We start from the raw sequence: 20,387 nt of genomic DNA, 5'->3' as shown, positions 1-20,387 counted from the left end.
CCTCATCCCCCGTTCACGAGGAAGAGCCCGTCTTGTCTTATGACTTTTCTGGCGGTTGTGGGCATTAAGGGCTGCCCGATCCGGGGTGGCCACCCCGGATCGGGCGGAAGGGGATGGATCGAAGTTGTCTCGGTCGTGGAGGACCGTCGATTAGTGTGATCACCCCTTTCTTTTCCACCAGACCTGGACGGAAACCAGGGCTTCGGGCCCGGATGACAAGAGTAGGACAGCGGAAAAGATGGACAATCCCATACCCCAAACCATCGGCATCGACATCTCAAAAGCGACCCTTGATGTATATGCCCATCCTGCAGGCTGCGAGCGGCAATTCACCAATACCGCCAAAGGCCACAGGGAGCTGATAGATTGGCTCGGGCAATGGCAGATCGATCGGATCGCCTATGAGGCTACTGGCGCATACCACCGACAGCTCGAGCAGGCTTTATCGGACCTGCCATGCGTCAAGCTCAACCCGGCTCGCGCACGGCGGTTCGCCCAAGCGATAGGCACTCTCGCCAAGACGGATAAGATTGATGCGGTGATTCTGGCCCGTATGGCGACGACGCTCCAGCCTCCCGTACGCCCGGCAAATACGCCCAAGCAAGCCAAGCTCGCCGAATTGATCAGCGCTCGCGATGGCTTGGTCCGTGATAAGATCGCGCTTCAAAATCAAGCGAAGAACCTGACGCTACCTCTCCTCAAGCGTCAGCACAAAAAGCGCCTGGATCAGATTGAGCAGCATATCAAACAGGTCGATGTCGAGCTTGCGACGATCATTGCTGCTGACGCAGAGTTGGCGCGGCGGCACGAAATCATCTCCAGTATTGCCGGGGTAGGCACACGTACCGCCGACCAGTTGGTCGCAACCATGCCAGAGCTAGGAGCACTGGATCCTAAACAAGTCGCTTCCCTTGCAGGCCTGGCTCCCGTCGCCCGTCAATCGGGGCAATGGAAAGGGCGCAGTTTTATTCAAGGGGGACGGGCCAATGTAAGACGTGCGCTTTACATGCCGGCCCTCGTTGCCGCCCGCTACAATCCAGATCTCAAAGCAAAATATCAAAGCCTCATCGCGTCCGGAAAACCGGCAAAGGTCGCTGTGGTCACACTTATGCGCAAGCTCATCGTCATGGTCAACGCGCTGATTAAAGCCGACCGCCTATGGGTTGAAAAACGGGCTTGATCACAACGGAAACTAATTGCGGACACCTTTCGCGGTCTCTTTTTCCATTTTCGAAGCCTAATGCCTGCCTTGCCGGTTGCAGGGTCGTCTTCGCGGTCGACATGAGTCGCCGCATGATGGAGCTTCGCGGGGTGAGCCTTCCAATGTTACACGCGCACTCGGCTGAGCCAGCGGTGCATCCCATGTCTCGGAATGGCTCTGCCCACGCCCCGGCAGGGAGGCGCCCAGGCGACCCAAGGAGCGAGCGCCCGGGACGACTTTACTGCGCGGCTGGTGCACTCCTTTCGAAAAGCGTTCCTGACTTGAGCATCGCATGCATGGTGACGGCGAGCTTGCGCGCCAGTGCGACGGCGGCTCGCTTGAAGCCGATCCGTTCCTTGAGCTGAAGTCCCCAAGTTCGCAGCCGGTTGTCGGCGGTGCTTCGCGTCAGCATCACGGTTGCCGCCTCATAGAGCAGCCCGCGCACATAGCTGTCGCCCCGCCGCGAGATGTGCCCGTCATAGTCGACCTCGCCCGACTGGTAGCGCCGCGTCGTCAGCCCCAGCCAGGCGCCGACGGATCGTGATTTCCTGAAGTTCCCGGGGTCCTCGATCGCCGTGGCAAACGCCGTCGCAGTCACGGCGCCCACCCCTGGAATCGACATCAGGATCTGGCACGCCTCGCTCTTGCGCGCGGCCGTGACGAGCTGCTCGCCCAGCTCTGCTGCGCGCTGGCGGGCCGCACGCCAGACCTCGAGCAGCGGCCGCACGATCGACGCTACCTCCTGTTGATCGATGAGACGCTCCTGGACATGTCTCTCGAACCGGCTGCCCTTGCCGGCTGGGACAACGAGACCGAAGGTCTTCATCAGCCCGCGGATCTGGTTGGAGAGTTCGGTCGTGATCCTGAGCAGTCGCATGCGCGCGGCGATCAGCGTCCGCGTTTGCATACTGTCAAAGCCCTTTACGCGCACTTCGCGGAAGAAGCCCACTTCGGCGAGCTGCGCCAGGCCATCGGCGTCGTTGGCGTCGGTCTTGTTGGCTGCCATATCCAGTGCCGCCTTGGCATGACGCGCATCGACGCAGATCGCCGGCAGACCCTCCTGCCTCAGCGCATGATAGAACCACACCGACAAAGGTCCGGTCTCGAACACGACCCGCTTTGCGCCAGGCGCATGCTTGCGGATCAACTCGGCGATCAGCTTCGGGTCTGAAGGGCACTTTCCGCGCCAGATCCGCTCCCCCGCCCGGCGAATGGAAACGGCAGTGTCTTTCATCGAAACGTCAAGGCCAATATACTCGTCCATGGCTGTTCTCCGTTGATGTTGGGCCCGGCGTCTGATCGTGAGCCCGTACTTCCATCATACTGGGGAACAGCCACTCCTGGCATCACCGCGCGAACCACTAAACCCGCAATTACACCATGTTACAACCTCGCGCCGAACGGGTTGTCGAGGGTTTGCAGGGTTTTCTGCTCCAAGTCGATATATCCCAAGTCGTAATGCATGAAGCTGACGAGCCAGATGCCCTCGTCGATTTCCTTGATGCCGAGGCGCTGTCCGGCGAGGACGGTCGATATGTTGATCTTCTTTCTGTGCATGCAGATGCGTCCACAGGATGTGACGATGACATCCTTGTCGTGGAGCGGATAGGTGAGCTCTGGAAGGCCGTGATAATCGCGCGCTGAGGGCTGATAGGTATCGGCTGGGACCTTCATTCCGAGCGCCTCGTGCGGTCGCTCTTTGTTGAACTCAGCGGTGAAGGCATCGAACTTCGCCTGCTGCTGGAGGAAGTTGGCTCCTGCCGGTCTGGTTGCCTCCTTTTTCAACGTCAGGTGCATTCGCTCATGACGGCCATTTTGCTGTGGCTGCCCCGGCTTGATGCGTTCGATCTCTATACCGAGCCTGAGCCACCAGACGGCGAGTCTGGAGAGGTTGTAGAGCCCGTTGGGGCTGGCGAAGGGCACGCCATTGTCGGAGCGGATGGCGCCGGGCAGGCCGCGCTCCCTGAACAGCTGCTCGAAGGCCGGAAAGGCCAGGTCTTCGCGGACCGATTCGAGTGCCTCGCACAAGAGCAGATAGCGTGAGGCGTGGTCGGTGACTGTGAGGGGATAGCAATATCGGCCATTGCCGAGCTTGAACTCGCCCTTGAAGTCAACGCACCAAAGATCGTTGGGCTTGGTGCCTGGGGAAAGCGGCGTTCCGGTTGCGCGCTTGCGCCTTCGCATCCGCTGGACGAGGCCGTGCCGATCGAGCACCGCATGGATCGTGCTCTTCGCGGGTATGCGCACGTCGCCGGCGAGGCGCCTGACCAGCAGCTCACGGATCTTACGCGCACCCCAGTGAGGTTTATCCTGCTTGGCCCGGACGATCATTCGTTCAACTGGCTCTGGCAGTTGGTTGGCGTAACGGACGGGCCGTCTCGATCGATCGGTCAGCGCATCCAGGCCATGGTGCTGATAGCGATTGAATATCTTGTAGCCCGTCTTGCGAGAAATTGTCGTTGCCCCTTAATTTCCGGACAGTTCCTCACTGGTTGATTGGACGATGTATTCGCGCGGGGCGAGGTAGCCAAGTGCGCGATGCGGATGGACGGTGTTGTAGTGGTGGAACCAGCTGGGCAGCTGGTTGATCACGGCTCTGGCGTTGGGCTTTTCGGCGACGCGGACATAGTCTCGCTTCATGGTGCGCACGAACGCCTCGGCCATGCCGTTGGATTGTGGGCTTTCGATGGGGGTTGTGCGCGGCCTGAGGTTGATCTCGCGGGCGAAGCGGCGGGTCTCTCTGGCGGTGTAGCAGCTACCGTTGTCGGTCAGCCACTCGATGGTAGAGGGCAGCCTGTTCACACGGCCGAAGCGGTGCTCGACGGTGGCGGTCATGAGGTCGCGCACATCCTCGGCAGATATGCCGGCAGTGGTGGCAACAAAGCCCATCGCCTCGCGATCGCAGCAGTCCAGAGAGAAGGCGACCCGCACCTTCTCGCCGTTGTCGCAGCCGATTTCGAAGCCGTCGGAGCACCAGCGGGTGTTGCGAGTATCGACGGCGACGCGCCCATCGTGGCGACGCTCGTCCGCCTTGCCGCTATGGCGCTGGAGCAGCAGGCCATGCACCTTCATCACCCGGTAGACCCGCTTGGCATTGGGCGCAGATGGCCCGCCATTGCGCGCCTGCCGCCGCAGGAGCGCGTGGATCCGGCGGTAGCCATAGGTCGGCAGCTCAGCGATCAGGGCCTGAATACGCGCGACGAGCTCTTCCTCGGGAAGCGGAGGTCTGCCGCGGCTTCGGGCAGCGGCCTTGCGTCTGGCTGACGAGAGATGCTGCCGAGACACGCCCAATGCATTTGCCACCGCGCTCACAGGTCGCCCTCCGGCAACGAGAGCGTGCGCAACGGCGTTTTTTTGGGAGCTGCCACCCGCGAGATCGCCTCGCGCAGGATTTCGTTCTCCATGGTCTTCTTGCCGAGCATGCGCTGCAGCTCGCGAACCTGGTTCTCGAGTGCACGATACTCGCTGGCCGGAACCACCTGGCCGCCGGCACGGGTGGCGGTCAGGGCGCCGCTTGCCGCCTGCCGGCGCCAGCCAAACAGCTGGTTCGGCGCCACCCCGTGCATGCGCGCCACACGCGACACGCTGTTGCCGGGCAGGAAGGTCTCTTCGACCATGCGGAGCTTCTCTTCCGGGGTCCACCGCCTACGGCGCTGAACCCCTCCGAGAACCTCCGCATGCACATAGCTCCTGGGATTACTGTCGGTCATATGCCTCACTCTTACATAAGTGTGAGGAACTGTCCGGTCATTTTGGGGGCCGCTTCAGAAATGCCGAACTCGCGACACAGCTCGCTCATCGGTTCACCGTCCAGCAGGCGGACAACGAAGCGCATACGCTCTTCCATTACCGAACACTCCTTCCACGGCATCGACACCTCCCGCATGCGATCGCATGCGGGAGGTGTAACATGGTGTAATTGCGGGTTTAGTGGTTCGCGCGGTGATGCCAGGAGTGGCTGTTCCCCAGTATGATGGAAGTACGGGCTCACGATCAGACGCCGGGCCCAACATCAACGGAGAACAGCCATGGACGAGTATATTGGCCTTGACGTTTCGATGAAAGACACTGCCGTTTCCATTCGCCGGGCGGGGGAGCGGATCTGGCGCGGAAAGTGCCCTTCAGACCCGAAGCTGATCGCCGAGTTGATCCGCAAGCATGCGCCTGGCGCAAAGCGGGTCGTGTTCGAGACCGGACCTTTGTCGGTGTGGTTCTATCATGCGCTGAGGCAGGAGGGTCTGCCGGCGATCTGCGTCGATGCGCGTCATGCCAAGGCGGCACTGGATATGGCAGCCAACAAGACCGACGCCAACGACGCCGATGGCCTGGCGCAGCTCGCCGAAGTGGGCTTCTTCCGCGAAGTGCGCGTAAAGGGCTTTGACAGTATGCAAACGCGGACGCTGATCGCCGCGCGCATGCGACTGCTCAGGATCACGACCGAACTCTCCAACCAGATCCGCGGGCTGATGAAGACCTTCGGTCTCGTTGTCCCAGCCGGCAAGGGCAGCCGGTTCGAGAGACATGTCCAGGAGCGTCTCATCGATCAACAGGAGGTAGCGTCGATCGTGCGGCCGCTGCTCGAGGTCTGGCGTGCGGCCCGCCAGCGCGCAGCAGAGCTGGGCGAGCAGCTCGTCACGGCCGCGCGCAAGAGCGAGGCGTGCCAGATACTGATGTCGATTCCAGGGGTGGGCGCCGTGACTGCGACGGCGTTTGCCACGGCGATCGAGGACCCCGGGAACTTCAGGAAATCACGATCCGTCGGCGCCTGGCTGGGGCTGACGACGCGGCGCTACCAGTCGGGCGAGGTCGACTATGACGGGCACATCTCGCGGCGGGGCGACAGCTATGTGCGCGGGCTGCTCTATGAGGCGGCAACCGTGATGCTGACGCGAAGCACCGCCGACAACCGGCTGCGAACTTGGGGACTTCAGCTCAAGGAACGGATCGGCTTCAAGCGAGCCGCCGTCGCACTGGCGCGCAAGCTCGCCGTCACCATGCATGCGATGCTCAAGTCAGGAACGCTTTTCGAAAGGAGTGCACCAGCCGCGCAGTAAAGTCGTCCCGGGCGCTCGCTCCTTGGGTCGCCTGGGCGCCTCCCTGCCGGGGCGTGGGCAGAGCCATTCCGAGACATGGGATGCACCGCTGGCTCAGCCGAGTGCGCGTGTAACATTGGAAGGCTCACCCCGCGAAGCTCCATCATGCGGCGACTCATGTCGACCGCGAAGACGACCCTGCAACCGGCAAGGCGGCACCTAGGCTTCGAAAATGGAAAAAGAGACCGCGAAAGGTGTCCGCAATTAGTTTCCGTTGTGATCAAGCCCGTTTTTCAACCCATAGGCGGTCGGCTTTAATCAGCGCGTTGACCATGACGATGAGCTTGCGCATAAGTGTGACCACAGCGACCTTTGCCGGTTTTCCGGACGCGATGAGGCTTTGATATTTTGCTTTGAGATCTGGATTGTAGCGGGCGGCAACGAGGGCCGGCATGTAAAGCGCACGTCTTACATTGGCCCGTCCCCCTTGAATAAAACTGCGCCCTTTCCATTGCCCCGATTGACGGGCGACGGGAGCCAGGCCTGCAAGGGAAGCGACTTGTTTAGGATCCAGTGCTCCTAGCTCTGGCATGGTTGCGACCAACTGGTCGGCGGTACGTGTGCCTACCCCGGCAATACTGGAGATGATTTCGTGCCGCCGCGCCAACTCTGCGTCAGCAGCAATGATCGTCGCAAGCTCGACATCGACCTGTTTGATATGCTGCTCAATCTGATCCAGGCGCTTTTTGTGCTGACGCTTGAGGAGAGGTAGCGTCAGGTTCTTCGCTTGATTTTGAAGCGCGATCTTATCACGGACCAAGCCATCGCGAGCGCTGATCAATTCGGCGAGCTTGGCTTGCTTGGGCGTATTTGCCGGGCGTACGGGAGGCTGGAGCGTCGTCGCCATACGGGCCAGAATCACCGCATCAATCTTATCCGTCTTGGCGAGAGTGCCTATCGCTTGGGCGAACCGCCGTGCGCGAGCCGGGTTGAGCTTGACGCATGGCAGGTCCGATAAAGCCTGCTCGAGCTGTCGGTGGTATGCGCCAGTAGCCTCATAGGCGATCCGATCGATCTGCCATTGCCCGAGCCAATCTATCAGCTCCCTGTGGCCTTTGGCGGTATTGGTGAATTGCCGCTCGCAGCCTGCAGGATGGGCATATACATCAAGGGTCGCTTTTGAGATGTCGATGCCGATGGTTTGGGGTATGGGATTGTCCATCTTTTCCGCTGTCCTACTCTTGTCATCCGGGCCCGAAGCCCTGGTTTCCGTCCAGGTCTGGTGGAAAAGAAAGGGGTGATCACACTAATCGACGGTCCTCCACGACCGAGACAACTTCGATCCATCCCCTTCCGCCCGATCCGGGGTGGCCACCCCGGATCGGGCAGCCCTTAATGCCCACAACCGCCAGAAAAGTCATAAGACAAGACGACCCATGTCTCCGGTACGGAGTGTCACCCATGTCTCGGGCCGCTCAAACAAAGCTGGGCACTGCGCCCGGCTTTGTTTCGGCGGCTCCCGCGACCAGCGTTTGCAGCAGATTGCTTTTCGAGCCGAGAATCCGAACCTCATCGGCCGCGACTTCCACTCTTTGCGCCAGCGCGCGGAGATGGTCGCGGCGATAGCCGCCATTGGCATTTCGCATCTTCTTGCGCGCGGTGCTGGCGAAGTTCACCAGCATGTCGGGCGCGACCGCCTTCCGGCCCTCAGCGCTGAGCGAAGCCTTCACGCGCTCGGCGTCGGCCCTTGCCTGATCGCGCGTCGCCTTAAGGCTTGCTATGCGCTCCTTGAGGTCAGGGTCGTCCACGTCGGCAATCCCGTTCTCGATGGCGTCATAAAGCCGCTTCAATCTCAATTCGGCTTCGGTGGCTCGCTTGTTGAGTTCGGCGACATGGGCGCGCTTGCGCGTCGTCTGTTCCTGCCGCCGATCCAGAACGGCAGACAGGATGGCTTCGAGCCGGTCGGGTTGGAGAAGCTCGTCTTCCAGATTCTTTGCGACGAGATCGTCCAGTTTTTCCATCGGCACCGTAATGCCCGTGCAGGCCGTCGGACCTTGCCGCGCCTTGGTCGAACAGGCGTAATAGCGATACCGCCCGCCCTTGCCGGTACGAATGGTCATGGCGCCGCCGCACTTCGCACAGTGGATCAGCCCTGTAAGCAGCGTAGGGCCGCTCACGACGCGAGGCGGCACCTTCTTGGGGTTGCGGGCCTGCAAGTGCGCCTGCACCGCGTCAAACGTCTCCTGATCGATGATCGGCGGCACTTCGACCACGACGGCCTCAGACTTCGGATTGAGCTTCCTGTCCTTGCCCCGGCGGTTGAACTCGTGGCGCCCGGTGTAGGTCGTGCGGGTGAGTATCTGGTGGACGGCACCGAGACCCCAGCGCCCGCCATCGCGAGTGCGAATCGACCTCTCGTTGAGCCAAGCCGCGATGGCCTTGACCCCCATCGATCCCGAACCGCCGTCGCCTTCCAGAGCAAGCCGGAAGATGGTCCGCACCGTCTCGGCATGGAAGGGGTCGATCTCCAACCGCTTCTTGATTTTGGCACCGCGCTGTTCGGCAGCAACGACGCGGTAGCCGATTGGCGGCAACGATCCGTTCCAGAAGCCTTGCCGCGCATTCTCTCGCATCGCGCGCAGCACATGTTTGGCGGTCTCTTTCGACTGATACTCGTCGAACAGCGCCATGATCTGGCGCATCATGACGTGCATCGGATCGTCGCCCATTTCTTGTGTGATGGAGACGAGCTTCACGCCATTCTTCGCGAGTTTGCGGACATAGAACTCCAGCTCGAAATGATCGCGAAAGAAACGGGAGAAGCTGTGGACCACAACGAGGTCGAACGGCGCCGGTTTCGATGTCCCGGCCTCAATCAGATGGGGTGATTGGGGCTCCGCCGAGTCGGTGGGGTGGCTGCTCCTCGCAAATGGTAGAACGTGGTCCGTGTGAGCGGCCACAACCATAAGGAGAAGCAACCATGAGCTATTATGCCGGACTGGATGTATCGTTGGAAGAGACGGCCATCTGCATTGTCGATGAGACGGGCGCGATCGTCCGCGAGCTGCGCGCGCCCAGCGATCCAGGAAGCCTGATATCGGCGTTCGATGCCGTCGGTCTACCGATGGAGCGAATAGGGCTCGAAGCCTGTTCGCAGTCTGCCTGGCTGCACCAGGGGCTGACGCGGGCTGGCTTGCCGGCCTTGTGCATCGAAACGCGTCACGCGAAAGGCGCGATGAGCGCGATGCCGAACAAGACCGACCGCAATGACGCGCGCGGCTTGGCACAAATCATCCGGACGGGCTGGTATCGCCAGGTCCACGTCAAGAGCGCGCCATCCAGGATGGCGCGTTCGCTGCTGGTGGCGCGCCGGACGGTGCTGTGCAAGCTGCGGGACATGGAAAATGCCGTGCGGGCTGTCTTGCGCGAAAGCGGGCTCAAGGTGGGATCGCCGGGGCGCAAGCGGTTCTCGGCCCGGGTCCGCGAGCTGGCCGAGGCGGATCCCACATTGACCGACATAACCGAACCCCTGCTGGCGATCATCGCGACCATGTACCGCGAACTCGAGCGACTGACCCGTCGCGTGCTGGAATCGGTTCGGGTCGAACCGATCTGCCGTCAGCTGATGACGATACCGGGTGTCGGTCCACTAACGGCACTGGCATTCCGCGCGACCGTGGATCAGCCAGAGCGCTTCCGGCGATCACGCGATGTGGGCGCCCATCTCGGTCTCACCCCGAGGCGTTATCAGTCGGGCGAAACCGACATCCAGGGGCGCGTCAGCCGATGCGGCGATGAGCTTGCCCGCACCTTGCTGTACGAGGCTGCCCATACGCTGCTGACCCGGTGCAAGAAGTGGTCGGCCCTAAAGGCATGGGGCATGAACATCGCGAAGCGGCGCGGCATGGCGAAGGCCCGCGTTGCCGTCGCCCGCAAGCTTGCTGTCATCATGCACCGCATGTGGAGCGATCAAAGCGAGTTCCGCTGGGGCAAGGCGCCAGCATCGCTGGCAGCATGAGGAGGCGTAAACCGAACCCCGCCTGACAAAGCGGGTAGTGTCGTTCCCATGGGGACGAAGGGCAAGACGATCTCGCTTAGAGTCCAGAACCTCAGCTTTGTCTGAAGGTCGAAAATCAGATTGAGACGCCTTGTTCTCCATGACCCCATTATGCGGCGGCCACGCGCCGACCGCGGAGAGAAGCGAGTGATCCGTGGGAAGGATCACGCAGTCGAGGAAGCAGCTTGACCCAAGAGGCCCCAATCAGAGAAGGCTCTTAGAAGCGCCAGCTGGCAGGGGTGTCGTACCAAAGCGATGGTGATGCTGGCGCCGGACGAGACATCACGAACCATTTCAACGCAGCTATTCCAACCCAACTGATCCGCGACAGTACCGGAAAAGGGACGTGTCTTGTGTCGCGCCGCGATGCATCCATTGCCTTTGCGGCGACCGACTCCGGTGCGGTTGGTATTTGCGTTCGCCATGGCAGCGGTCGGTCTGGCGCATAAAAGCAACGAGCCAAATTGGATGGACGAATGGCGGCAGGTCTTCTCTCTAGCTTGCGAGTGGTGGAGTTCGACGGAATGGGGCCGACTCCCTTCGCCGCAAAGATGCTCGCCGATCTCGGAGCGGAAGTCGTGCGTGTCGCACGCGCCGGGGCCAGCGATCGTGCCGGAGCGGCCGACATGCTCGCCAATCGTACAGTGGTACGCGTCGACCTCAAATCCTCGGATGGACACAAGGCGGCACTCGATCTGATTGCAACAGCTGACGGCGTTCTTGAGGGTTTTCGGCCTGGTGTGATGGAACGCTTGGGGCTTGGACCCGACATATGCCTTCGTACAAATCCGCGTTTGGCTTATGTGCGTTTGACCGGCTGGGGCCAGGACGGACCGCTCGCCCCGCGCGCGGGTCACGATCTCAACTATCTCTCCATCACCGGGGTACTGAACGCAATCGGCCCGGCCGATCAGCCGCCGCCGCCGCCGTTGAATCTGTTAGGGGATTATGGAGGTGGGTCGACCTTTGCCGTGATCGGATTGCTGACGGCGGTGCTCCATGCGCGTGAAACGGGGAAAGGGCAGGTGATCGACGCTGCAATGGTCGATAGCGTTGCAGCGTTGTCGACCGCCATCCACGGTCTCATGAATTCGGGGGGGTGGCGCGATGAGCGGGCGGCAAACACTCTCGATGGTGGCGCGCCATTCTACCGTTGCTATGCCTGTTCAGACGGGAAATTCATCTCAGTCGCGGCACTGGAGCCGCAGTTTTTTGGCCTTCTGCTCGATGGACTTGAGATCGAGCGGACGCGGTTCGACCAGCGCGACCGGGCGCACTGGGCGGAAATGGAAGCGACCTTTAGGGCGCGCTTCGCCACCCGAACCCGCGATCAATGGGCCGCCGTCTTCGAGATCACTGACGCTTGCGTGGCGCCGGTGCTGAGTTTTGCGGAAGCGCGGACGCATCCGCACAATATCGCGCGTCAAACGTTTCGCGCAGCGCTCCCGGCGGCTGCACCGCGCTTTGCAGAGCCGGCGTATTCAACGTCGCATGGCGAGGGCGATATCGAGGAGATCGTCGCGCGATGGGGCACGTCCCCCAAGCGGGACGTTGCTTTGACCCGGGCCGGGCTCCTAGCGGACGATCATGGACAGCTATGACTATGTCGTAATCGGCGCAGGCTCGGCCGGGTGCGTCATCGCAAGCCGGCTCGTCGAGGCCGGCAAGAGCGTGCTGCTGTTGGAATCTGGACCGTCCGATCGGGACTTCTTCATCCCCATACCCGGCGGGCTTCAAAAAATTGATAAAAAGCTGGCCTGGCACTTCCGTACCGAGCCCGAGCCGGGCGTCGGCGGACGACGCGTCTACATGAAGCAGGGCAAGCTGTTGGGCGGCGGTTCGTCGATCAACGGTATGGTCTATATCAGAGGGCAGGCTCAAGATTACGACGATTGGGAAGCGGCAGGCTGCGAGGGCTGGAGCTGGAGCGACGTACTCCCGGTATTCAAACGCAGTGAAGCCAATCAGAAATATTCCGAGCCGTTTCACGGTGTCGACGGCCCGCTGAAAGTCTGCGATGCCGGTTACCATCACCCGCTGAGCTATGCCTTCGTGCGCGCCGGGCAAGAAGCGGGCCTGCCATATAACGATGACTTCAACGGTCCGACACAAGAGGGCGTCGGGTTCTATCAGACGACCTCGGCGGACGGCCGGCGCCAATCGGCGACAGTTGCGTTTCTGTCGCGCGTGCGCGGCAACGCATTGCTGACGCTGCGCTGCAATGCCCATGTCGAAACGGTTCTGACGGCGAACGGCGCGGCGGTTGGGGTACGCTATCGAATCGAAAATGACGTGGCCCGCGAAGCGATGGTCCGTGAGGAGGTGATCGTCGCCGCCGGCGCCTTCGGTTCACCCAAGGTTCTGCAGCTTTCGGGTATCGGGCCCGAAGCGTTGCTGGCCCGGCACGGCATTCCGATCCTGCGTGCACTGGACGGCGTCGGCGCGAACTTCCAGGATCATTATCAAGCTGGCGTTTATGGCCGAACCCGGGACCCGATCAGCCTTTTCGGCGCGGACAAGGGATTGAAGGCCGCTCGTCACGGCGTGCAGTGGCTGCTGTTCAAGTCGGGCCTGCTGACATCCAATATTGTCGAATCCGGCGGGTTCGCATCGACCGATGGCTCAGGCCGGCCCGACATCCAGTTCACCACGGTTGCCGCCCTCACCGGCGATGCCGACCGGCCGGCGCTGCCAGGGCATGGCATATCGATCAGTCCCTGCAATTTGCGTCCCAAGGCGCGCGGCACGGTGCATATCGCCGGGCGAGATGCGGCCACTCCGGTGCGCATCGAGGCAAATGTGCTGGGCCATAGCGATGACATGGCGACGCTGGTGCGCGGCGTACGGCTCGCGCGCCGCATTCTGCATTCGCCGTCGCTTGCCGGTTTGCTCGAATGCGAACTGGCGCCGGGCCAAGGTCCCGATGATCAAGTAGATGATACCGTGATCGAAGCGCATATCCGCAGCGTGCTGAAGACGGTCTACCATCCTTGCGGAACCTGCAAGATGGGGCCTGCCAGCGACCCCACCGCCGTGGTGGACGCGCGGCTTCGCGTTCATGGCGTTCCGCGGCTGCGCGTCGCCGATGCCTCGATCATGCCGAGCCTGATCAGCGGGAACACCAACGCACCCACGATCATGATCGCCGAACGTTGTGCCGACTTCATCCTTCGGCACGCCTAGGAGGCTGAGATGCACACGCCATTGCAAGGAAAGCTTTACATCGGAGGCGAGTGGATCGTGCCGACCGGCGGGGCTTCCGAAGCCGTCATAAATCCCGCGACAGAAGACGTTATTGGCCATGCTGGGCTGGCTGGCCCGGCGGAGATCGAAGCTGCGCTTGCGGCCGCCCGGACCGCGTTCGACCTTGGCCCTTGGCCTCGCATGAAAACGACCGAGCGGGCGGCCTTTCTCGAGTTGATGTGCGAATGGATCGAAGCGCGTGCCGACGATCTGCGCACGTTGATTGCAAGGGAAACGGGATCGATTCACCCCTTTGCGCGCTCCATGCAGTTCGCAACCGGGCTGGAGCATGCGCGCCACTATATCGAGCTCGCACGAAGACAGGCGCCGCAACCTCTGCCGCTGGAACCCGTCGCGTTGCCTGACGGCACGACAATGGTGGGCGGCGGGTTGATGGTGCGCGAGCCGGTTGGCGTGTGCCTGGCGATCACGCCGTTCAACGTGCCGTTCACGTTGAACTTGGGCAAGGCGGTGCCGGCGCTGTTGATGGGAAACACTGTCATTCTCAAGCCTTCGCCGCTGACGCCGTTTTCCGCGCTGATTCTTGCCGAGGCTGCTGAAGCCGCCGGTTTGCCGTCAGGGGTGTTCAATGTCGTGAATGGCGACCTAGCCGCCGGCGAGACGCTGACCACCGATCCGCGCGTCGACCTTATCACCTTCACCGGCTCCGATCGCGTCGGCGCGGCAATCCAGTCGCAGGCGGCGCCGACATTGAAGCGTTGCATCATGGAACTCGGTGGCAAGTCGGCGATGATCGTACGTGCGGACGCGAATCTCGAAGCTGCGGCTCAGGCCGCGCTCGCAAGCCTTACCTTTCATGCCGGCCAAGCCTGTGCTGCGCTGACTCGTCTGGTCGTGCACAGTGCGGTGCGGCCGCAGTTCGTCCAACGGCTGGCCGAGCTGTTCCGCGCCGTCCAGATCGGCGATCCGGCGGATCCGGCAACTCGTATGGGGCCATTGATCCGCGCCAATGCCCGCGATCGCGTTCAGCGTCTGGTCGATTCGGCGATTGATGATGGCGCAACGCTCGTGACGGGCGGCCGAATACCAACGGGTTTAGAGCACGGCTTTTTCTACGAGCCGACGCTCTTCGACGATGTCGACAATGGTTGGCGGGTCGCGCAGGAAGAGGTCTTCGGGCCACTGGGCGTGGTCATTGGATTCGAAAGCGATGAAGAAGCCGTCGCCATTGCGAACCATAGCGACTTCGGCCTGTCGGGCGCGATCTATTCTGCCGATGTCGGACGTGCTCTCGAATTGGCATCGCAACTGCGCACAGGCAAAGTCAATTTAAATGGGGGGTCGGGCAAGATGAGCGCACATCATCCGTTCGGCGGTATAAAGCGCTCTGGCTATGGCCGCGAATTCGGTGAGGTCGGCCTGCATGAATTCACCTATATCAAGACCATTTCCTATCACCTCGCCTGAAGTGATTTGCCCTCGATCTGGCACCCTCTAGCCCTCCTACCCCTGCGAATTCCGATGGGCTCAGGAAAACAGCGAACGGGCGACGATCATGCGCTGGATCTCGGTCGCCCCTTCGCCCAGCCGCTTGATACGGAGCTCGCGAAACCACCGCTCGAGCGGTAGTTCACAAGAGACACCCATCCCGCCGAACAGCTGGATGCATGTATCGAGCGTCTTGAAGGCTGCCTCGGTCGCGCTCCATTTCGCCATCGCTGCCTCGGCGCGCGCGGGCTCGCCGCGGTCAACTTTTCTCGCCGCCCGGTGGATGAGCAGACGCGCGGCATCGAGCGCTAGCCGGCAATCGGCCAGCATCCATTGCGGACCCTGCTTCTCGGCGAGCAGTCCGCCGAACACACGGCGTTCCTTCGCCCATTCGATCGTGAGCCGCAGCGCTTCCTCGGCTATCCCGAGCGGCCCGGCGCCATAAGTGATCCGCCCACGGGTCAGAAAATCGTCGGCGAGCGCGAAGCCGCCACCTTCCTCACCGATGCGATTGGCAACCGGCACGCGGGCATTGTCGAAATGCAGTTCGTTTGGGCTGTTCGCAATCATCACGGGAATCCGCGAGCGCGTGAAGCCCGGCGTGCCGATCTCGACGATGAAGCAGCTGATTCCGTCCCGCCGGCCCGGCTCGCCGGTCCGCGCATAGACCACGCCCCAATGCGCACGATCGGCGTGGGTGATCCAGGTCTTGGTTCCGTTCAGAACATAATAGTCGCCGTCACGCTCGGCTCGTAACTGGATTGCCCGCGCAGGATCCGATCCGCCCGACGCTTCGCTGATCGCCGTGAACGCCTTGGGCATGCGTCCTTCGACGATGGGCCGGCCATAAGTTTCGAATTGCTCCGCGGTACCATGAAATAGCACTGACGGCGGGTCTCCGCCAATCGCGCCAGCGGCGGGGAAGAACGCGCCCAAGCGGCATTTCGCCGCTTCCTCGGCCACGATCGTCTGGGCGAGCACGTCGAGACCGGCCCCGCCCAGCCGTTTGGGCGTCGCCAGCGCCCACAGACCGAGCTCGCGTGCCCGTGCCTGTAGCGCCGCCTGCTGATCTGGATCGAGCTTCGCCTGATCGAGCGACAACTTGGCCTCTACCGGCGCAACTTCGCTCCTAACGAAGTGGCGTACCGTGTCGCGCAACATCTCAAGCTCGAACGGCAGTTCGCCTTCGTTTGATACGTCGATGGTCATCATTGCTTCCTGGAATCGATAGTGCGGAAAGCGATCGAGCCGAGCGGGCCATAGTCGAAATGAAAGGTATCGCCATGGCTGGCCGCCACCGGTGCGGTAAACGACCCGCCTAGAATAATCTCCCCCGGTTCCAGCCGCTCGCCATAGGGATAGAGCTTGTTCGCGAGCCATGCGGGTCCGGCAGCCGGGTGATTGAGCACCGCCGCGGCAACGCCAGATTCTTCGATCACGCCATTGCGGTAGCACAGCGCAGCGACCCATCGCAGATCGACGTCATGCGGCCGGACCGGAAGCCCGCCCAGCACGACGCCGGCATTGGCGGCATTGTCCGAAATCGTATCGAACACCTTGCGGGTCCGGCCCGTCGCGGGATCGATGGGCTGAATGCGCTGGTCGATAATCTCGATCGCGGGAACGGCATGATCAGTCGCATTCAGCACGTCGAAGATCGTGCAGTTTGGCCCTTCCAATGGCGACTTGAGAATGAAGGCGAGTTCAAGCTCGACGCGAGGAAGGATGAATCGCGAGATGTCGATGTCGCCGCCCGGCTGGAAGACCATATCGTCCAGCAACGCGCCATAGTCCGGCTCGGGAATGTTCGACGTGCGCTGCATCGCTCGACTCGTCAGGCCGATCTTGTGCCCGACGATCTTGCGCCCGTCGGCGACCTTCAAGGCGACCCATGCACGCTGGACTGCATAGGCATCAGCGACGGTCATGCCGGGATGTTCGAGTGAGAATTGCGGAATCTGTTCGCGCTCGCGCTCGGAACGGTCGAGCCGTCGTGCGAGGTCAGCGATTGTTGCGGCTTCTAGTGTGGGCTGGTCGTTCATGTTGACAATGCCTCTCGCTCCCCCGACGTCACGCGGCTTCCTTCAATGCGCCAATTGATGGATGAGTAGACTGGCGAGATTGCCGTCGCTATCGCAGGGTGACGCTATGCGCCATAGCCTCTGCCTGTGGCGCTGTGGCGTGGACATGAAGGCCTACGGCGATTTTGCCGACAGCGAGGTACGATGGACGAGGTTCAGCTCCGCAACTTCATGATGATCAGCCGGTGCGCTTCGATCACGGAGGCAGCCGACCGGTTGGGCATCGCGCAGCCGTCGCTCAGCCAGCAGTTGTTGCGGTTGGAAGACGAGTTCGGCACCAAGCTGTTCCGGCGAACGTCACGCGGCGTCGCGGCCACCGACGCCGGCCGTATGCTGCAGGAGCATGCCGCCACCATCCTCCAGGCGATGAACCGCGCGCGCGAGGAGGTCCAAGGCGCCGAACGCGTGCCGCAAGGACAGGTCGCGATCGGCTTACCAGGCACGGCCAGCCTGATCTTGGGCGTGCAATTGCTGATCGCGTCGCGTGCGGCGCTGCCGCTCGTCAACATCCATGTCCGCGAAGCGATGAGCGGCACGATCCGGCGCTGGCTGGAGGAAGGGCGGATTGAGCTCGGCGTCCTCTACGATGCAGAAGGCCTGCATCATCTGGCGAGCAAGGTAATCGCGCGCGAGACGCTGCTTCTCGTCGGGCCGGCGGGCGCTTTCGGAAAGGCTGACGAGTTCGGAATCGCCATCGAACCGGTGGAGCAGGGCGTGCTTCGTGGTCAGGATTTCATCCTCCCGTCGGTTTCGCATGGCCTGCGCAAGCTGATCGAACGGCGGCTGCACATGGAGAATCTGTCGCTGGCTGTGACGACCGAGATTGACTCATTGGCGCATACGAAGACGCTTGTGGCGGCAGGCTTCGGCTATACATTGCTCTCGCATGCGGCGATCCGTGCGGAACTTACTAGCGGCGAGCTTTCCGCGGCCCTTATTGCAGGGATCGACCTGTCCCGCAGTGTATCGTTCGTCCGCAATCCCGCTCAAAGGCTCACCCGCGCATCGATCGAGGTAGAGGATCTGGCAACTCAGTTACTGCGCGAAATGGTCGCCGACGGCCGGTGGCTTGCGACGCTGGTCAGCGACAATTGATCGGCACCCATAGGTTTCAACTATCTCTGCTCTCGATCATTAGCGAAGGACGCGGCGAAGCCCTTGGTGCAGACGACGATGGACGCGTCGCAGAAGCGGCAGCGGTCGGTCCGACGGTGGCGGGCGGCAAATTCACTGCGCTGTCGACCGCCTCATGCGCGGGCGCGACCATTGAATCGGAGGTATCTGAAATGACCACAAAGGTATCGGCTGACATTTCCGCAGTTCATATGCCCGGCGATATCGCCGGCCGTCTGGTCGATCCCAAAGCCTATGGTCAATGGGATCAATTGCAGCAGGACCTGACCTGGCTCCGCCGGGAAATGCCCCTGAGCGTCGCCGCGGCGGAAGGCTATGACCCGTTCTGGATGGTCACCAAATACAATGATATTCAAGAAATTGGCCGACAGCCCGGCATATTCGCAAATAATGGCGCGCGTAAGACGCTGATCGACCGCAACTTCGCGCAACGTGCGGAGGCGATCGAAGCTGAAGGCGGCCGCGCGGTTAATCGCTCGTTGCTGACCATGGATGCGCCCGTGCACATGCGTTACAGGCTGGTGACCGCGGCGCAATTTGCACCAAAAGGCGTGAAGGTCCTCGAAGAGGATATCCGCGGCCTCGCACGCGAGGCGATCGACGCCATGGAGGGGCGGGACGAGATCGACTTTCTCAATGCCGTCTCGCACAGGTTCCCGCTGCGCGTGATCCTGAGCCTGCTCGGCTTGCCGCGGTCCGACGAAGACATGTTGCTTGCAATGACCCAGCGCTTCTTCAACCCGCGTGACGAAGAACTGGCCGGCGAGCAGACCGGCAATTCGATCGGCGCGACCGCGAACCACGACATTCTTCACGAGATGTACGACTATTTCGCGGCCATCGTGGCCAACCGCCGCGCCAACCCGACGAGCGACGTCGCCTCGGTCATCGCCAATTCGACGATCAATGGCGAGTTGATCACCGAAGCGGACGCGGTGAGCTATTATCTGACGATCGCAACGGCAGGGCACGACACGACCGCCTCCTCGACCGCCGGCGCGGTCTGGGCGCTGGCCGAGCGCCCCGAGGAGTTCGCCAAGGTCAAGGCCGACCGCAGCCTCATCCCATCGCTGGTCAACGAAGCGATCCGCTGGACCTCCCCGGTCAATCACTTCATGCGCACGGCATTGGCCGACTATGAGCTGCGCGGTCAGCAGATTCGCGCGGGTGATTGGCTGATGTTGTCCTACCCCTCGGCCAATCGCGACGAGGACATCTTCGAAGCGCCGTTCGAATTCCGCGTTGACCGCCAGCCCAACCCGCAAATGGCATTCGGCTTTGGCGCGCATGTCTGTCTGGGCCAGCATCTGGCGAAGTTGGAAATGGGGGTATTCTTCGACGAGCTCTTCAATCGCGTCGAGCATGTCGAGCTGGCGGGCGAACCGAAGCGGATCGACTCCATTTCGGTCGGCGGCATCAAGCGGCTGCCGGTGCGCTACAAGCTCGCGGGCTGAAGCGATGCCGGCACTGCACGGAAAGGTGGTCGCGATCACGGGCGGATCGAGCGGAATCGGCCGGGCGATAGCGCGCGAACTGGCGCGATGTGGCACGAAGCTCGTCCTGAACGCACTGGCCGATGAGGAGCTCGACGGCATTCGCGCCGAGTTCAGCGACGAGGTTGTGATCGTGCCGGGCGATGTCGCCGAGCGGGCGACCGGCGAGCGCTTGCTCGCAAATGCGCTGGATCGCTTTGGCCGGATCGATGTGCTGGTCAACAATGCCGGCATCTTCCGTCACGGGCCGGTCGCCAGTGTCGATTTGGACGAACTCGATCGCATGATCGCGATCAACTTCGGTGCGGTGGTCCGCAACAGCTATTTGTTCTCGCGCGCTATGATAGGGCAGGGCGACGGGCACATTATCAACATCTCGAGCATCAGTTCCACTTTAACGACAGCGGGCTGTGGCGCCTACGGCGGCACGAAACGCGCTGTGGAGGCCTTCAGCGATGCGCTGCGCATTGAATTGGCGGGCACAGGTGTTCGAGTCGGAATCGTCGCGCCAGGAACGACCGACACCTATCTGTTCGACCGGATGCCGGGTCAGGGACGGGCTGCCAGCGCGAACGCTGCGGTCCGCAAGCTCGATCCGACCGATCTGGCAGAGGCGGTACGCTTTATGCTCGAACGCCCGGAGCACGCCAATTTGGCCCATCTCCGGCTCTATTCCGCCGATCAGCGACATTGATC

At 62.0% G+C, this 20,387-nt stretch carries 17 protein-coding genes; 9 read left to right on the top strand and 8 right to left on the bottom strand.

What is annotated here, in order from left to right; translation table 11 throughout:
• The first annotated feature begins 238 nt into the window (after positions 1-238).
• Positions 239-1,180, top strand: coding sequence for an IS110 family transposase (locus LH20_RS19340; protein WP_053552601.1), 942 nt, complete (start codon positions 239-241; stop codon positions 1,178-1,180).
• Positions 1,181-1,439: 259 nt separating this feature from the next.
• Here the strand turns inward: LH20_RS19340 and LH20_RS19335 are convergent, their stop codons facing one another.
• From LH20_RS19335 to LH20_RS23805, 4 genes are all read right to left on the bottom strand, one after another.
• Positions 1,440-2,465, bottom strand: coding sequence for an IS110 family transposase (locus LH20_RS19335; RefSeq protein WP_053554139.1), 1,026 nt, complete (start codon positions 2,463-2,465; stop codon positions 1,440-1,442).
• 119 nt (positions 2,466-2,584) lie between these two features.
• Entirely contained in the window at positions 2,585-3,655 is a 1,071-nt protein-coding gene (locus tag LH20_RS19330) for an integrase core domain-containing protein (protein ID WP_268796119.1), read from the bottom strand.
• A gap of 12 nt (positions 3,656-3,667) precedes the next feature.
• A protein-coding gene (locus tag LH20_RS19325; protein WP_235527035.1) for an IS3 family transposase occupies positions 3,668-4,911 on the bottom strand; the annotation gives its coding sequence in 2 pieces (ribosomal slippage) (positions 3,668-4,567 and positions 4,570-4,911; 1,242 coding nt in all).
• A gap of 11 nt (positions 4,912-4,922) precedes the next feature.
• Complete coding sequence (locus LH20_RS23805; RefSeq protein WP_200905401.1) at positions 4,923-5,048, bottom strand: helix-turn-helix domain-containing protein; 126 nt, start codon at positions 5,046-5,048, stop codon at positions 4,923-4,925.
• A gap of 181 nt (positions 5,049-5,229) precedes the next feature.
• Here LH20_RS23805 and LH20_RS19315 point away from each other — a divergent pair, with 181 nt between their 5' ends.
• On the top strand, positions 5,230-6,255 hold the full coding sequence (locus tag LH20_RS19315) for an IS110 family transposase (protein WP_053554139.1): 1,026 nt from the start codon (positions 5,230-5,232) through the stop codon (positions 6,253-6,255).
• Between the two features lie 259 nt (positions 6,256-6,514).
• Here LH20_RS19315 and LH20_RS19310 read toward each other — a convergent pair whose 3' ends face one another.
• Entirely contained in the window at positions 6,515-7,456 is a 942-nt protein-coding gene (locus LH20_RS19310; protein WP_053552601.1) for an IS110 family transposase, read from the bottom strand.
• A 253-nt stretch (positions 7,457-7,709) separates the two neighbouring features.
• Entirely contained in the window at positions 7,710-9,194 is a 1,485-nt protein-coding gene (locus LH20_RS19305; protein WP_235527034.1) for a recombinase family protein, read from the bottom strand.
• A gap of 20 nt (positions 9,195-9,214) precedes the next feature.
• Here LH20_RS19305 and LH20_RS19300 point away from each other — a divergent pair, with 20 nt between their 5' ends.
• The 4 genes from LH20_RS19300 (at position 9,215) to LH20_RS19285 (ending at position 14,962) form a co-directional block, all read left to right on the top strand.
• A complete protein-coding gene (locus LH20_RS19300) occupies positions 9,215-10,252 on the top strand; it encodes an IS110 family transposase (protein WP_053553249.1) in 1,038 nt (345 codons plus the stop codon).
• A gap of 515 nt (positions 10,253-10,767) precedes the next feature.
• Entirely contained in the window at positions 10,768-11,892 is a 1,125-nt protein-coding gene (locus LH20_RS19295; protein ID WP_053555635.1) for a CaiB/BaiF CoA transferase family protein, read from the top strand.
• Complete coding sequence (locus LH20_RS19290) at positions 11,879-13,474, top strand: GMC family oxidoreductase (protein WP_053555634.1); 1,596 nt, start codon at positions 11,879-11,881, stop codon at positions 13,472-13,474. The genes LH20_RS19295 and LH20_RS19290 overlap by 14 nt, the downstream gene beginning before the upstream one ends.
• 9 nt (positions 13,475-13,483) lie before the next feature.
• Positions 13,484-14,962 carry an aldehyde dehydrogenase family protein gene (locus LH20_RS19285; protein WP_053555633.1) on the top strand — a complete coding sequence of 493 codons (1,479 nt, stop codon included), beginning with the start codon at positions 13,484-13,486 and terminating at the stop codon, positions 14,960-14,962.
• Positions 14,963-15,022: 60 nt separating this feature from the next.
• Here the strand turns inward: LH20_RS19285 and LH20_RS19280 are convergent, their stop codons facing one another.
• Together LH20_RS19280 and hpaH are read right to left on the bottom strand one after the other, a co-directional pair.
• Positions 15,023-16,192: an acyl-CoA dehydrogenase family protein gene (locus LH20_RS19280; RefSeq protein WP_053555632.1), complete on the bottom strand. Its 1,170-nt coding sequence runs from the start codon at positions 16,190-16,192 to the stop codon at positions 15,023-15,025.
• Positions 16,192-17,025: a 2-oxo-hept-4-ene-1,7-dioate hydratase gene (gene hpaH, locus LH20_RS19275; protein WP_053555631.1), complete on the bottom strand. Its 834-nt coding sequence runs from the start codon at positions 17,023-17,025 to the stop codon at positions 16,192-16,194. Before hpaH ends, LH20_RS19280 begins: the two co-directional genes overlap by 1 nt.
• 183 nt (positions 17,026-17,208) lie before the next feature.
• On the opposite strand from hpaH, the gene LH20_RS19270 reads away from it, so the two are divergent.
• The 3 genes from LH20_RS19270 to LH20_RS19260 all read left to right on the top strand — a co-directional run bounded on the left by LH20_RS19270 (position 17,209) and on the right by LH20_RS19260 (position 20,385).
• On the top strand, positions 17,209-18,159 hold the full coding sequence (locus tag LH20_RS19270) for a LysR family transcriptional regulator (RefSeq protein WP_053555630.1): 951 nt from the start codon (positions 17,209-17,211) through the stop codon (positions 18,157-18,159).
• Between the two features lie 191 nt (positions 18,160-18,350).
• Positions 18,351-19,652 (top strand): cytochrome P450, encoded by a 1,302-nt coding sequence (locus LH20_RS19265; RefSeq protein WP_083455618.1) that lies wholly within the window; start codon positions 18,351-18,353, stop codon positions 19,650-19,652.
• Positions 19,653-19,656: 4 nt separating this feature from the next.
• Positions 19,657-20,385, top strand: coding sequence for an SDR family oxidoreductase (locus LH20_RS19260; RefSeq protein WP_053555628.1), 729 nt, complete (start codon positions 19,657-19,659; stop codon positions 20,383-20,385).
• Positions 20,386-20,387: the final 2 nt, after the last annotated feature.

It is taken from the genome of Sphingopyxis sp. 113P3 (genome assembly GCF_001278035.1).
Classification (GTDB): Bacteria; Pseudomonadota; Alphaproteobacteria; order Sphingomonadales; family Sphingomonadaceae; genus Sphingopyxis.
Note: the sequence above shows the minus strand (reverse complement) of the source record. Positions and strands in the feature narration are given on the sequence as shown.